This window comes from Sphaerisporangium fuscum (assembly GCF_018531465.1).
Classification (GTDB): domain Bacteria; phylum Actinomycetota; class Actinomycetes; order Streptosporangiales; family Streptosporangiaceae; genus Sphaerisporangium; species Sphaerisporangium fuscum.
Genome location: NZ_JAHDTF010000059.1, coordinates 1 through 14,123, shown reverse-complemented (window position 1 = coordinate 14,123; position 14,123 = coordinate 1). Strand labels below are relative to the sequence as shown.

At 71.0% G+C, this 14,123-nt stretch carries 14 protein-coding genes; 10 read left to right on the top strand and 4 right to left on the bottom strand.

The features are described 5' to 3' along the window. Nucleotides 1–279: 279 nt before the first annotated feature. On the bottom strand, nt 280–642 hold the full coding sequence (locus tag KIK05_RS44890; protein WP_214417052.1) for a hypothetical protein: 363 nt from the start codon (nt 640–642) through the stop codon (nt 280–282). A 122-nt stretch (nt 643–764) separates the two neighbouring features. Between KIK05_RS44890 and KIK05_RS44885 the strand changes: the two genes are divergently transcribed. Both KIK05_RS44885 and KIK05_RS44880 read left to right on the top strand, forming a co-directional pair. Next, on the top strand, nt 765–1,868 hold the full coding sequence (locus KIK05_RS44885) for a type II toxin-antitoxin system prevent-host-death family antitoxin (RefSeq protein ID WP_214417051.1): 1,104 nt from the start codon (nt 765–767) through the stop codon (nt 1,866–1,868). Nucleotides 1,869–2,887: 1,019 nt separating this feature from the next. Beyond that, nucleotides 2,888–3,214, top strand: coding sequence for a hypothetical protein (locus KIK05_RS44880; protein WP_214417050.1), 327 nt, complete (start codon nt 2,888–2,890; stop codon nt 3,212–3,214). 265 nt (nt 3,215–3,479) lie between these two features. Here the strand turns inward: KIK05_RS44880 and KIK05_RS44875 are convergent, their stop codons facing one another. The 3 genes from KIK05_RS44875 to KIK05_RS44865 form a co-directional block, all read right to left on the bottom strand. After that, a complete protein-coding gene (locus KIK05_RS44875; RefSeq protein ID WP_308250418.1) occupies nt 3,480–4,589 on the bottom strand; it encodes an acyl-CoA desaturase in 1,110 nt (369 codons plus the stop codon). A gap of 5 nt (nt 4,590–4,594) precedes the next feature. Then, nucleotides 4,595–4,918 (bottom strand): STAS domain-containing protein, encoded by a 324-nt coding sequence (locus KIK05_RS44870; protein WP_214417049.1) that lies wholly within the window; start codon nt 4,916–4,918, stop codon nt 4,595–4,597. Between the two features lie 126 nt (nt 4,919–5,044). Further along, nucleotides 5,045–5,635: a DUF5994 family protein gene (locus KIK05_RS44865; RefSeq protein ID WP_250564518.1), complete on the bottom strand. Its 591-nt coding sequence runs from the start codon at nt 5,633–5,635 to the stop codon at nt 5,045–5,047. Nucleotides 5,636–5,787: 152 nt separating this feature from the next. On the opposite strand from KIK05_RS44865, the gene KIK05_RS49320 reads away from it, so the two are divergent. The 8 genes from KIK05_RS49320 to KIK05_RS44825 all read left to right on the top strand — a co-directional run bounded on the left by KIK05_RS49320 (nt 5,788) and on the right by KIK05_RS44825 (nt 13,631). Beyond that, entirely contained in the window at nt 5,788–6,792 is a 1,005-nt protein-coding gene (locus KIK05_RS49320) for a tyrosine-type recombinase/integrase (protein WP_214417047.1), read from the top strand. Between the two features lie 170 nt (nt 6,793–6,962). Further along, a complete protein-coding gene (prcB, locus tag KIK05_RS44855) occupies nt 6,963–7,811 on the top strand; it encodes a proteasome subunit beta (protein ID WP_214417046.1) in 849 nt (282 codons plus the stop codon). 705 nt (nt 7,812–8,516) lie between these two features. Continuing rightward, entirely contained in the window at nt 8,517–9,638 is a 1,122-nt protein-coding gene (locus tag KIK05_RS44850) for a tyrosine-type recombinase/integrase (RefSeq protein WP_214417045.1), read from the top strand. 73 nt (nt 9,639–9,711) lie between these two features. Next, a complete protein-coding gene (locus tag KIK05_RS44845) occupies nt 9,712–10,038 on the top strand; it encodes a hypothetical protein (protein WP_308250417.1) in 327 nt (108 codons plus the stop codon). Nucleotides 10,039–10,490: 452 nt separating this feature from the next. Continuing rightward, on the top strand, nt 10,491–11,264 hold the full coding sequence (locus KIK05_RS44840) for a hypothetical protein (RefSeq protein ID WP_214417044.1): 774 nt from the start codon (nt 10,491–10,493) through the stop codon (nt 11,262–11,264). 6 nt (nt 11,265–11,270) lie between these two features. Next, on the top strand, nt 11,271–11,501 hold the full coding sequence (locus tag KIK05_RS44835; RefSeq protein ID WP_214417043.1) for a hypothetical protein: 231 nt from the start codon (nt 11,271–11,273) through the stop codon (nt 11,499–11,501). 199 nt (nt 11,502–11,700) lie between these two features. After that, nucleotides 11,701–12,369 (top strand): hypothetical protein, encoded by a 669-nt coding sequence (locus KIK05_RS44830; RefSeq protein ID WP_214417042.1) that lies wholly within the window; start codon nt 11,701–11,703, stop codon nt 12,367–12,369. A gap of 674 nt (nt 12,370–13,043) precedes the next feature. After that, nucleotides 13,044–13,631: a hypothetical protein gene (locus KIK05_RS44825; RefSeq protein ID WP_250564517.1), complete on the top strand. Its 588-nt coding sequence runs from the start codon at nt 13,044–13,046 to the stop codon at nt 13,629–13,631. The last annotated feature ends 492 nt before the right edge of the window (nt 13,632–14,123 follow it).

The following is a 14,123-nucleotide window of genomic DNA, read 5'->3' as shown; positions in this document are numbered from 1 at the left end:
GCCGCTCGGTCAGCCTGGCCAGCTCCACACGGAACCCCAAAAGACGATTATTCGCCCTCACATCCATGATCACAACGCTCTGACCAGGGAAAACGCGCCTAGGTGCCGACCGTCGGGCAGAAGGCATCGCTGCGGCTCGGCGCTGCCAGGAGCAGAGCCGCACAGGGCGATCACGGCCAACAGGCGAACCCAGAAGACGGGCAAAGCCGTATTCCGGTGGCACGCCTATTTGGTCTGCCCCCGTCGAGGACGAGTGTCAGACCGCACTCAGCATGAGCTTCACCGACCATCAGCCTGGTTCGGCCCCGCGAGGACGGTGAGCTCGAAATCTCGATCCTCGGCGTTGGGCATGCGCATGCGCACCGCGTAGCCGGCCTTCACCAGGATCTCGGCAAAGGCGCTCACCATGGCGTTCCACACGTCCAGCTCGAAACGCACCACTGGGTGATCATCGTCCTGGCCGATGGTCAGCTCATCGAAGGCGGGGTCCACCGACCAGCGCACATCGACCCCCCGGCGATGGCGGCGGAGAGAGAACCCTGCGGACTTCTCCGAGACCGCGCGCGGAAGCCCGGCCGCGCCGAGCAACTGAGCGACGTCGTCTTCCAACTGCTGTAGGTCACCAGGAGACATGTCGGTCACGGCCGTGACGCTACCGGTGACACTGCGCCGTGGCTATCCCGAACTGGCAAGCGCTGTCGATCACGCGGTCCATGTAACCGTTCCCCGGCGCGCCTTGTGCTCGTTGTGTACACATGTGGCTCATGGTCTTCGAAGACGAGACGCCGGACACCGCCACGGCCGCAGCCGGGGCCGGTGCGGAGCCGCCGGCGGGGCGTGAGGTCGGGCTGCGGGAAGCGCGGAAGATGCTGGGCGAGCTGGCCGACCGGGCGCGCTACCTGGATGAGGTGGCCTACCTGACCAAGCACGGCACGCCCGTCGCCGCGGTGGTGCCGGCCGAGGCGGCCCGGTCCCGCGAGCAGCTCCGCCGCTCCGAGGAACTGGCGGCCGCCGAACGCGAGCAGCGGCACGTCGACTACGAGCGGCTGCACCGGGTCGGTGACGCGACGCTGGGGGCGACCGAGGTGCTGTGGGCGCGGGCCTACCTGCGGGTGTGGGAGGCGCTCGACCGGCTCGCCTCCGACTTCCGCAACGCGGTCGACCAGGCGGTGGAAGCCGAACTCGCCGCCGAACGCGACCAGCCCACGGTCGACGACCCCGACGAGGACTGGGTGTACGAGCAGCGGCAGGCCGGATACCTGAACCAGGTGAACCGGCTGCGCGATGAGGAGGAACCGCGGCGGGCGTTCGCCCGCGACATCGAGGCCCGGGTCGCCGAGCTCACCCGAGCCGACGCCCGGCACCCTGGGCAGGGCGAGGCGCTGGACTGGCACGGGTGGATCCAGCGGATCGAGCAGCTGCAGGCCGTCATCGCCGCCGCCGGCCCGGCCCTGGGGAACAACACCGTGCTTTGGGGCGCCCGCGGGCGGCTGGCCACCGCGCTGGCCGAGGCCTCGGCGATGCTCGCCGACCTCGAGGTCACCCCACCGGCCGAGGTGCCCGACGACGTCGTCGGGTACACCGCCAAGGAGATCTGGGACAGCGCTTCCGGCATGTTCGGCGGGCCGCTGCTCACCACGATCGCCTCGCTGGCCAAGGACCTGCGCCTGCCCGCCGAGTCGGCCCGGTGGGCCCTGGTCGAGCTGCACAAGGCCGGGCGGATCCGGCTGTTCCGCTACTTCCACGGCTACCAGAACGAGGTCGACCCGGCTCGCCTGCACGACCAGGCGGGCTTCCACCTGGTGCTCGTCGGCCCGCCGCCACAGGGCCACGAGCGCAAGCGGCCCGTGGTCATCGTGGACATGTGAGCTGCTGAAAGTCTCATTGACCAGAGAGCTGCACAGGGCGGTCACGGCCGACAGGCAAACCCAGAAGACGGGCAAACACCGTCGCGCCCCCCAGGAACAGATCCCTCGGCCGCACCACCGGACCGGCGTCCGCGCGGCGTGGGAAAACGGACATCCTTCCGCTGACATGGGCAGGTGCGGTCGCAGTAGAAGGTCTGCAGGCGCCCGAGCGCTTCGAGGGGCGAGGTAGAGGATTCCCATCCCCAGGGGTGTGCTCATTCCCGCGATGAGCTCCATCACGGATTAGTGGAGCCGCAGGCCAGATGTCTACAGTGGGCAGATCACGAGGCCGCCCCCGCCCCGATGGCCAATCACGACGGGGGCGACTCGCGCGGGCGGGCCCGGGTTCTACCTGGGCCCGCCGATCCACCACCTCGCCGCCATCTCCAGCGCGGTGAGGAGCGCTCGGAAGATGAGCGGTCCCCACGCGTTCCAGTCAGGCCGGCGACGCCGCCGACGATTGGCAGCCATGGCTTCCCCTTCCTCGTCCAGCACGGACGAGACGCGGGTCGACCACCCCGATGGTCGGTCGATCCCCGGGGGCGCGACCAGACCGACGGCTGCTGCATCGAGCGGATGAGGGAAGCGTAGATCTCTCCCGCCGACTTCCTGACCGAACACTGATCTCGGGTGCCGGGTTCGCGTGTAATTGGGGTGCCACACGAATACGGCAGAAACGGGCCGCGGGATGGCATAGCTGCTGGTCAGCGTCGCGTGAGTGCCGCGTAGGCGGTGGAGCGGCCGACTTGAGGGTGTGGGAGGCTTCGGTGACCGAGACGCCGTCGTCGACTAGGCGGCGCAGTGTGGCCAGCTCGGCGAGCCGATAGCGCGAGGCCGGCCGGTCTTCTTCTTGCCGGGCAGCATGGCGCCGGTGGCCTCGGGGGGTGTGGCGGAACGAAAACGTACGCTAAGCCCGTTCCCGCAGCTCACCGCTGGTGGGCCCCGCGGTTGTCTGGTGGAAGGCTGGGTAAGTGCCGGGCATGCTCGACGCCTCTGTCGCGGACCTGCTCGCCCGGGTCCGCCATGACCTGACCTGGGTGGGATTCCCGGTGTGCGACGAAGCGGACAGGCGGGGCGGGCTTGAGGTGTTCGAGGTGCGCGGCGGGGTGGGCATCCGGTGGAGGTCTTCGTACTACCCGGCCGGGCTGCCCGCCGGCGGCGCCGAGGCGGGCGTCAGCGCCGCCCAGCCGTCTTTGTCCGCGGCGGTGCACCTGGCGGTAGCCTGGGTGCTGGTCCAAGCCGGGCACGCCGTTGCCCGGCACCCCGGCACCGGCGACATTGTCGTCCTCATGTTTACCTGGGAGTAACGGGACAGAATCCTCGTTTTGCCGGGGATCTCCGACGGTAAGAGGGGGCTGCGCAGGCCCCCCTTTTTTTGGTGTGGCCGTGCAAGGTGAGCGAATGGGCTTATCGGCGTCCGTTAGGAGGCGGTCTTGGAGAACCTCCGCTTGCCGGAGCTGGCGGCGCGGTCGCTGTAGAGGCGCTGGTGGACACCCCGTATAGGCCTTCGGGTGGTCGGCCGCCGCGTCGTGCCCGGCTGGAGCTCCCTGTTCCTGGTCGGCACAGAGTCGATCAACGCTGTGACGCCGTTGCCGTGCGCAGATCTGGGTCAAAGACCTCACCCGGACCACCCCTTGATCGCAACCCGATACTCTCCCTAGAGGCTGGGGCGCTGGTGCGCAGCGTGTGTTTGCTCCCCACCGTGCGATGGTGCTGGAGGACGTCGGGGGGCTGCCAGTGCACGTTGGTGGCCCAGTTCAGGCGTTCGAACAGGCTGATGAGCGCGGCGGAGGGGTCGATCTGGCGAGGGCCGCGGCCGTGGCGGGCGCAGCGGGGCTGGCTGTGGTGGCCGTTGTGCCAGCTTTCCCCGAAGGACAGCAGGGCCAGGGGCCACAGGTCGGTGGAGCGGTCGTGGCGGCGGGTGCCGTAGGGCCGGCCGCCGATCATGTGGCACAGGGAGTTGACGCTCCAGGTGACGTGCTGCAGCAGGGCGACGCGGACCAGGCCGGCCCAGATGAACGCGGTCAACCCACCGTAGAGGCTGCCGCTGATCGTCCAGCCCGCCGCGAACGGCAGGAGCAGGGAGGCGGCGCACAGGGCCGGGAAGGCGCGTGAGATTCGCAGCATGGCCGGGTCGTTGCGCAGCAGGTCGGGGGCGTACCGTGCGGCCGAGGTGGGCTCGTGGGTGAACAGCCAGCCCGCGTGGGCGTGGGCCAGGCCGCGCAGTTGCCCGCCGGGACCGGTGCCGTAGCGGTAGGGGGAGTGCGGGTCGCCGGGCCGGTCGGTGAAGGCGTGGTGGCGGCGGTGGACGGCCACCCAGTCGATGAGGTTGCCCTGGAAGCTCATCGACCCGGCCACGGCCAGGATGACGCGCAGCCACGGGCGGGCGGTGAAGGAGCCGTGGGTCAGCAGCCGGTGGAAGCCGACCGTCACCCCCAGCCCGGTCACGACATAGAAGAAGGCGGCCAGCAGCAGGTCGGTGAGGGTGATCCCGCGCCCCCACGCCAGCCAGATGCCGGCGCCCAGCGCGATGAACGGCGCGAGCACGATCGTGGCCGTCAGCGCCGTGTGCCCGGCAGGAGCAGTCAGGCGCTGCCGGCCGTGCGGGAACGCCGATCGCCCGTCGTACGCCGGGGCCGCCGGGGCCGCCGGGGCCGGAGCCTGCCGGATCTGGGCGCGCACCGGTGTCACGCCACCATCGGCAGGCTGCGGTCCAGGCCGGTGAGGTGCAGCAGCCGGGACATGGACGGGCGGGGCGCGCTCAGGGCCAGAGTGACGCCCATCAGCCGGGCGTGGCGCTGGACGCCGACCAGGACGGCCAAGCCGCCGGCATCGCAGAACGACACCTGTGACAGGTCGAGGATGAGCAGGCTCGTGCTGTAGTGCAACGTGCTCAGCAGTCGCCGGCGAAGCGCCGCGCTGGTGAAGATGTCGATCTCGCCGGACAGGTGGACGGTGGTCGGCCTTGACGTGTCGGCCAGGCCGAGCGGGTAGGTGTCGGTGACGGTCATGGAAGGTCTCCTTGAGTTAAGAAGCTGAAGTGAGATGAGAAGCCTGCCGGCCGGAGATTGGTCCGCCGCCGGAACGGGCGGTCCCTGGACCGCTCGATCCGGCCGGCAGGCGGCACATGGGTCATCTCACGCGGGTGCCGACGGTCGGTCGCCCAAGGCGGTCGCCTCCTGCGCGATGACCGATCCTCCTTCGTTCTCCCATCGGGCCGAACCGTCGGTCGTCCCCGCGCGGAACACGGGATCGCGTGACAGGCTCGCCAGGGTGAGGATGTCGTCGGCGGTCACGCCGGTGGTGTCCTGGACGGTGAGCTTGAGCGTGGCCTCGGCGGCGCCGACGGCGGTACCTGGCGGGATGATCAACAGGACGACCGGCTCACCGGCGGCGAAGATGAGAGTGATCACGTGAGGGTCGGTGTAGCGGAACCAGCCGACGCGGACCTGGCGCCCGCGTGCCGCAATCCGGCGCGGGATGTGCCGCCACGCGTCCCGGTACAGACCTATCCGCAGCGTGGTGCGGCCCAGTCGCTGGTCGACGGCGGCGATAAGGCCGGGCAACTCGGCGGCCGCGTCCCGGGAGTAGGGCCACCAGGCCCCGTCCACCACGGCTCGCCGATCGAGCACCGGGTGGAGACTGAGCCGTAGCGCGGAATCGACCCGAGGAATCGCCGATGAGACGGGGCTCAGCGGCGCGGGTTGAGAGAGAAGTGTCGGCGTCATGGTCGCCTGACCTGTCCGGGCCCCTTAAGGGGGCCGGTGGTGGTTCGCCGGGGGCGACGCCGACCTGAGTGCCAACGCTCGAAAAGTCCTCGGTGTCTCCACCCTACCTCATGACTTCCGGAAACACACGTTTCCGGAAGTAGACTGAGAGGGTGACTTCCGGAAACGCAACCCCACAGACCACACCACCGGCCGGAGCGGCTTCCGGAAACACAACCCGGCCGCGGGCCGTCCCGCTCCCCCTTCCCCACGCCGCCGCCCTGGCCGACTACACCGCCGCGCTCGAGCACGCCCCGCTGGCCGACGGCACCAAGACCAAGTACGCCTCCCGGCTGCGCGGCTACCTGGCCTGGCTGGCCGACCAGGCCGACGCCGGCACCCTGGACGGCGACCCCTTCACCGACCCCATCGCGGCCACCGGCGCGGTAGGCGACTTCCGCCGCCACCTCAAAAACGGCCGCCGCGCCCCCAACACCATCGACACCTACCTGTCGGCCATCGACGACTTCTACGCCCGCCGCGGGCTCGGCAAACCCCAGGCCCGCCGCGAACGCGACTCCCGCCGCACCGCCCCCCACGCCCTGGACGCCCAGCGCACCCGCCGCTACATCCACCACGTCCAGCTCACCGCATCCCCGCGCGACAAGGCCATCGCCCTGCTGCCCTACTACGCCGGCCTGCGCATCTCCGAAGTCGTCGGCCTCGATGTGGCCGACGTGCGCCTATCCGCCCGTAACGGCGAACTACGCATCCGCGGCAAAGGCCGCGACAGCGGCAAGATCCGCCTGCTACCCGTCCATGCGGACCTGCGCCAGGCCCTGACCGACTGGCTGGAAACCCGCACCGGCTGGAAAAGGGCCGAAACCCACGCCGCCATGTTCCTCAACCACCGCGGCGGCCGCCTGAGCGACCGCGCCGCCCGCGACATCATCACCGGCTTCGGCGACGCCGTCGGCCTGGGCGACGACCCCGCCGACCCCTTCAGCCCCCACGTTCTGCGCCACACCTTCGCCACCCAGCTCATCCGCGACGGCACAGACCCCATCCTGGTCGCCGAACTCCTGGGGCACCGGTCGCTGGACACCACCCGCCGCTACGCCCCGCCGACCGCAACCGACAAACAAGCCGCCCTGGACGCCCTCATCACCGACCACTAGACAGCCCGGCCAGCGACGTCGACGGTAGCTGCCCAGACCCGAAGACGCGCCGCACCAGGGCCAAGGGCGACAAGACGGGGATCGCCGTGACCTGATTGCGGCACGTGCAGACGGCGACCCGACACGAGTAGGGTCGCCGCAGGGACACCGACCCCTTGGAGGGAGTCCGCGTGGCATCGAACAGGAATCTGCCTTCCGGCGTGGTGAACCGGCTCTTTGGCAACACCGGGAACTCCTCGTTCACGGAGTTCGTCAGCTCGTATGCACCCGAGTTGCTGCCCCCGCGAGACGGGGACCTGGCCACCCCGATCGGCGACCAGGTCCCGCACGCGACCACGATCATCGCCGCCACCTACGCCGGCGGCGTGGTCATGGCGGGCGACCGCCGGGCCACGTCGGGCACCGTCATCTCCCAGCGCGACATGGACAAGGTGTTCCGCGCCGACGACTACTCGTGCCTGGGCATCGCGGGCACCGCCAGCACCGGCATCGAGATGGCCCGGCTGTACCGGGTGGAGCTGGAGCACTACGAGAAGATGGAGGGCCGCACGATGTCGGTGGCGGGCAAGGCCAACCGGCTGGCCACCATGATCCGCGGTAACCTCGCCATGGCCATGCAGGGGCTGGTGGTGGTGCCGCTGTTCGCCGCCTACGACCTCGACAAGGATGAGGGACGCATCTTCAGCTACGACGTGGCGGGCGGGCCGTACGAGCGGAAGCGGTTCGACGCCATCGGCTCGGGCTCGATCTTCGCGCGCGGGTCGCTGAAGAAGCTCTACCGCGACGGCGCCTCGGCCGACGACATGGTGATGACGCTCATCCAGGCGCTCTACGACGCGGCCGACGACGACGCGGCGACCGGCGGGCCGGACGTGACCAGGAGGATCTGGCCGATCGTGTCGGTGATCGACGCCGACGGCTTCCGGCGGCTGACCGAGGCGCAGGTGGCCGGCCACGTGGAGCAGATGCTCCAGACCCGCCTGATCTCACCCGACGGCCCCATCGCCCCGCTACGCTAGATCGGCACGGGAGGGTCCCCCGGCAGGAGAGTGGCGAGAGAACGCTCCGCCTGCTGAAGATCACCCGGATGGAAGGACATCTCACCCGCGTCGAGCCCTGACCGCGCCAGCCGTTCGGCAGGAGGCGACGCCTGCCGCGACCGCCCTGCCGTACGACGCCTTCGGCCTCGAACCGTCCGGGCACAGCCTGCGGCACCGCGTGACGCCCGCGCAACGTGGAACACGTTTCCCGCCGATACGCGCCAGCCCGCCAATAGGTGTCCTCATCCGCCGTGATCGTGGCATTGCGTCAGCCCTCGTGCAGGAGGTCGGCACCGGGTGGTAGCGCACCCGTTGATCGCTGCGGGCCCCCTCCATCGCCGCGGGGCTCAAGCTGGTCCCGCCGAGTTTGACCATCAGCGGGATCGTGGCCCGCCTCGGTGTCAGCTAACTCGGTGGCATGGACCAGCTACGGCAGAATGTGCCCCACTGCCTATCGCGATGGCCTCCGGTGAGTGAATTCGAACGGATTCCGGCGCGGGCCACGTTCGGCAGAGGGGAGAGCGGCGGCCCACTGAGCAGCGGAAACCTCGTTAACGCCGGATTCCGTTCCAAATCTCTCTGACCCCGGATGCCTGTCGGCGCGTTTCGGCCGGTGTCGTTCGGTGCCGCCGGTCGCCCCGGACTTCTCTCACACAATGCTAATTATGTGAGATCCTCGACGGCGTGACCGAGATCATCCCGACCGCGCTCCTCCGCCCCGCACACCCCTCCCCCGCGGCCGTCGATGAGCGGCCAGCCGGCGGCGCGGTGGCGCTGCCCGCGCCGATGGTGCGCTCGGTGGGCGACATCCCCGGCCTGTCCCCGCGCCGGGCCAAGGGCGACGGCGGCGAGGTGCCCGGCGCCGACGTCGACACCGTCGACGCGCTCCCGGCCGCCGCCTGGTCCACCGTCGCGGCGTGGCTGCGCGCCGCCAAGGCCGTCACCACCCGCCAGGCCCGCCTGGCCGACACCGCCGCGTTCGTCCGATGGCTGGCCGCCGAGGCCCCCGGCGTCGCCCTGCTGCAGGTGAGCGAGGACCACCTGACCCACTACCGCGACACCATCGCCACCGGCACCGCCCGCGCCGGCCTCGCCCGCCCCGGGAAGCCGCTGGCGCCCTCCACCATCGCCCGCCGCCTGTCCAACATCTCCAGCCTGTTCGGCTACGCGGTGCGCCGCCGCGTCCTGGCCGCCAACCCCGCCGACCCGGTGGAACGCCCCGAGGTCTCCACCATCGGCACCACCCCGGCCCGCACGGTCGCCGAGCAGACCTCACTGGTCGACGGCGCCGAGGCCATCGCCGCGACCCATCCGGTCGACGCCGCCGCCGTCGCGCTGCTGGCGGTCTGCGCGGTCCGCGTCGGCGAGCTGGTCGCCCTCACCGTCGGCTCCTTCACCCTCGACGCCGGGCACCTGGTCATCCTGTTCCGCCGCAAGGGCGGCAAGACCGACCGGCTGCCCATCCCGCCCCGGGTCCGCGCCCTGATCGAGCCGCTCCTGGACCGCCCGGCCGAAGCCCCGCTGTTCACCCGCGACGACGGCCGCCCCTTCGACCGGTGGCGGATGACCACCGCGCTGCGCCGCGCCGCCAACGCCGCCGGCGTCGACCACACCAAGCTCACCCCGCACACCGCCCGCGCCACCGCCGCCACCGCACTGCTGGACGCCGGAGTGCCGATCGCCGACGTGCAGGAGATGCTCGGCCACGCCTCCCCGGTCACCACCCAGCGCTACAACCGCGGCCGCCGCAAACTCGACTCCCACGCCGCCTACCGCATGGCCGCCATCCTCGGCGGCGGCGCCTGATGACCGGCGAAGAACGCTGCGGCCGGCCGCGGCCGCGCGTGTGGGAGAACCCGGTCATGCGCGGAGTCGGCCCGTGAGCGACACCTACGAGGCCCTGGCCGTCATCGCTGCCGCCGCCCGCGCGGCCTACGCCGACGGGGCGCACCTTCGCGTCCGCTCCTCGGGCATCGTTCACCAGGTCGCCATGACCCGGTGGCTCGGCGGGCACCTGATGCCCGGCCCGGCGTGCATGGTCGGCGTCAGCGGCTGGGACCCCGGCGCCGCCCACCCCGACCATGGCGAGGTCACCTGCCGCCGCTGCCTGAAGCTTCAGGACCGCGCCGACGTCGACCCCGGGCAGCTCGACCTGTTCGACGCTCCCACCCCCGGCGCCGGGCCGCAGCAACTCCCCGCCTGGTGACGCGCGGGCAGGTAGAGGGGTTTTCCGACGCGCCCACGCGCGCGCGTACGCGAGGGGGTTCGTACGTGCGAACGCCTGCTCACCGCCGCGTACGCGCGTGGGACGTCCTGCCGAAACTGGCGAAACCCCCAGGGTTTCGGGACTTTCGGGACGCCCCTACGCGCGGGCGCGCGATCAGGCAGCCGGGATTTCGCGACTTTTGCGACGTTCCTTCGCGCGCGGGCGCGCGTTGCACGTCCTCGCGGAACTCCCCCAAGGGACGCCCGTACGCGCAGGCACGCGGGAGTGGGCAGCCCGGATTTCGCTACTTTCGCAACGTCTCTTCGCGCGCGCGGGCGCGCGAGCCGAGGCTGGAGCCCCACCTTTTCCGCTAAGCGACTTGCCGACGTCAGGGCTGCCTGACATCGTGGAGAGTGTCAGGAAACCCTGACATTAGACGGGAGGGTGAGGCGATGGCCTGGGTAAGCGACGAGGCGGTCGGCCATGAAGGCTGGGACGCTGCGGTGTTCTCCGGTGGCCGGGTCTCGGTCGGGTCCGGCGGTGGTGGGGCGCTGGTGCGCAGGGACGGGCCGGACGGCCTGGACGACACCGGGGCGCCCGAGGTGGTCTCCGGCCACGCGGCGATCGGCTGGCGCAGCATGTGCGAGTGCGGCTGGCGCGGCCCGCTGTGGCGGCGGGCAAGCTCCCCCGAGGAGCACGACCGCGCGGCCCGGCTGGTCTGGGTGGAGGTCGACCAGTACGGCGACGCCTCCGAGGACATCAGGGACGCGATGCGCGCCGAGTGGAGCGAGCACCTGCCGCCGGCGCGCCTTGCTGCGGTCGGCCGCGAGGCCCGCGCGGTCGAGGTCGCCCAGGCCCGGCTCACCGGCGCCGTACACGCCGCCCGCGAGGCCGGCCACTCGTGGGCCGACATCGGCGAGGCGGTCGGCATCACCCGCCAGTCCGCCCACGAGCGGTGGGCCAAGCCGCTCGTCCCGGACCGCGCGTTCGGTCTCGGCGACCGCGTGCGGCTCCTGGTCACACAGCACGTGTCGTACACCGATGACGACCTAGCGGACGAGGGCGAGGACGCCCAGGTCCGCTTCACCGTCCGAAGCGGGACGGTCTGCCGGATCGTGAAGGTCCGCGAGTACCCGACCCCTTTCCCGTACGTGGTCCTGACCGACGACGACCGCGAGTTCGGGATCGCCGAGCACGACATCGAACGCGTCGCCCAAGGGACGTGAGACGACATGACCGACGCACCCAATAACGGGGAGAACGCCATGGCGAAGAACAACTTCGAGCGCTACGACGTCGCCCTCGCCGAGTTCGGCGGCGCGCTAGCCGAGGCCCTGCGCCGCGGCGGCGCCACCGAGGAGGAGATCCGCGCCGAGCTGATGGGCGTCGAGGTCGACGCGGCCATGCCCGACCCCGGGCCGACCTACAAGCTCACCCGCCAGCAGCAACCCCACGCCAACTGAAGCCTCACGACTGCTGCGACGAGAGGGGCGCCCCCACCAGGGAGCGCCCCTCTCGTCATGCCGGGGAAACCACAGGACCCACACGTCGGATCGGATCCAGACGACAGAGCCAAGATCAACAGCAGTGCTAAGGTATCAGCGACTTTCGTCGCCGATACGCCGCCCAGCAGGCGTTACGAAACATCGTCGAGGAGGCGGTATGCCCCTGCCGGGTGAGCTGCTGTGCGCGCGCTGTGGCACTGTCCTACACCGTCCGGCGAGGGGACGATCCCCGCGGTTCTGCTCCACCGTCTGCCGTCAAGCGGCCTACCGCGACCGGCGCCGCGCCCGTCACAACGCCGGGCAGGCCGGGCAGGTCCTGGCCGACATCCGCGAGGCCGCCGCGGACACCATCGAGGACGCCGGATACCTGGCCGAGCTGATGGAGCAGGCCACCCCGTCGCCGGAGTGGCGGGCCGAACTCGTCGACCTGACGCGGGCCCTGGCCGAGCGCGCCGACCAGCTCGCCCGCGCCGCCCACCGCTACACCGAGCTGGCCGACGACGCGGACATCACCGTCTACGACGATGCGGTCCTCGAGGAACCACCCTCCAGGCGCCTGACGGTGCAGGAGGCGGCGGTGAACTTCCTGGCCGTCGCCGATCCCTCGTTGGCCGTCGCCGGGCCGCTGCCCGTTTGCCTGGCCGTCGCGATCGCCGAGGCGCTGGACGGCCTGCACGCTGCCACCCGGCCCGGCCGCTCCACTGCCGAGCTCGCTGTCGCCGCCCGCGCGGTACTGGCCGCCGCTGAGCCTCACCGCAGCCGATGGCCGGCCACCTTCGCCCAGGCGCATGCCGTCCTGGCGAAGGCCCTCGCCGCCGATTCGTAACGCCGGTGGCGCCGTATCCGGTGACGAAATCCGGCCCGCTCCGTCGCCCGGCGACGTCCCGCCCACAAGCCCTTTACGGTCCCGGCACGCGCCCGAATACTCGCGAGCGGCGGTGCGCGCCGTAGCGGCCGCCACAGCGCGTTCTAGCGGTGATCGTGCGCGACCGTCCCCCCGCCCTGCCGTCGACAGGCTGCCGCCGTATTTCCGCGCCCGCAGCGTGCATTTTCCGGGGAGCAAGTTATGGCTCAAGCCTGACTTACCGCCCTCACCCGCCCCACGAGGCCGACCACCAGAGCGACACGGCAGCGCGCAAATCTCATGATCGTCGCGGAGCAAGTTAGTACGTAAGTCGGTTTTACGGCCCTCAGGGCAGCTCAACGGCCGCGGCCGCAGCGGGTCGACGAGCACCAGGGCGACGCCGGGAAGTCACCGGCGATGTACCTATGCATCTTGATGTTCGGGCCGTCTCGGAGGGGCGGCCCGAGGCGCGACACGCGTACGCGCAACGCGCGAAGGGGCGCTAACGGGCCCTGCATCGTCTGCTGCCCAAGAAGTGATCAAAAGGCTGCAAGGCGCCGCTCGGCCGCTTTCGGGACGCCCCGGTCACTGACACAAGATCGGCTCACGTATCACCCGTTGTCGTCACGCCGGGGCTCATCAAGGGAGAGCGGCAGTTGCCTGGACCGACCCGTCGAAGCGCCACACTCGCCGGTGGCGTCATCGCCGCCGCGCTGCTGACAGCCCCGGTCTCGGCCCCGCCCGCCGAGGCCGGCACCTGTGCCGCCTCGACCACCTGCCCCACCACGGTGACCTTCACCGTGACGGCGCCGGACTCCCTGACCATCTCCGTGCCCAACGGGCCGGTGAACATCGGGAGCAACACCCCCGGAAACCAGATCACCGGGCAGCTCGGTACCGTCACCGTCTCCGACCAGCGGGCCGCGCTGACGGCCACCTGGACCGCGACGGTGTCGGCGACCAGTTTCACCACCGGCACCGGCACCGCCGCCGAGACCATCCCCGCCTCCAGCGTCGCCTACTGGTCGGGGCCGGCCACCGCCACCACCGGGACCGGCACCTTCGTCCCCGGGCAGGCCAACGCCGCCGCGGCGGTCACCCTGGACCAGCCACGCACCGCCTTCAGCAAGACCACCGGCTCGGGCGACAACTCCGCCAGCTGGAACCCCACCCTGATCGTCACCATCCCCGCCCAGGCCGTGGCCGGCCTCTACACCGGCACGATCAACCACCAGGTCGCCTGACCTGCACGGTCGCGGCCCGCGCCATGATCGAATGCAAATTTTCTCTACTAGATCAAGGGCGGCCGTTGGCCGCCGGCGGAGTTGCCGAAACAACCCGCTCGGGTAGATCACCAGCGCGTTACTCCAGTTGCGCGCTGAAGGCCTCGGCGGGGACCAACGGATGGGCCGGTCGCCGAGGCCTTCACCAGTACAGCGAGGGCAGCGACCCGCCCCGCGTACGCGAAGACCTCGCGGCGCTCTTGAGGACGGTCCCGCGAGTCTTCCCGACACGCCGAGTACGACGAAGGCGCCGTTGCCGAACCAGGCGCGGGTGCCTGATCAGGCGTCAGGGGCGTTCGCTTGGCAACCCAGGTTCCCACCGGCCTGCCGATCGCTGATTGCCGAATTGTTCTTGTAGGTCATCAAGGGCGGCGGCCCACCCGCCGCGCGGCCGGGCCGCGCGCCCGGCGGCCTGCCGGACCGGGCATGCGGCTCTTCGGCCGGTCCCGGGCC

Coding starts and splice junctions, on each gene's coding strand:
- KIK05_RS44880 (WP_214417050.1), top strand. CDS start 2,888: ATGCTCGACGCCTCTGTCGCGGACCTGCTCGCCCGGGTCCGCCATGAC.
- KIK05_RS44830 (WP_214417042.1), top strand. CDS start 11,701: ATGCCCCTGCCGGGTGAGCTGCTGTGCGCGCGCTGTGGCACTGTCCTA.
- KIK05_RS44885 (WP_214417051.1), top strand. CDS start 765: ATGGTCTTCGAAGACGAGACGCCGGACACCGCCACGGCCGCAGCCGGG.
- KIK05_RS44870 (WP_214417049.1), bottom strand. CDS start 4,918: ATGACCGTCACCGACACCTACCCGCTCGGCCTGGCCGACACGTCAAGG.
- KIK05_RS44835 (WP_214417043.1), top strand. CDS start 11,271: ATGACCGACGCACCCAATAACGGGGAGAACGCCATGGCGAAGAACAAC.
- KIK05_RS44865 (WP_250564518.1), bottom strand. CDS start 5,635: ATGACGCCGACACTTCTCTCTCAACCCGCGCCGCTGAGCCCCGTCTCA.
- KIK05_RS44840 (WP_214417044.1), top strand. CDS start 10,491: ATGGCCTGGGTAAGCGACGAGGCGGTCGGCCATGAAGGCTGGGACGCT.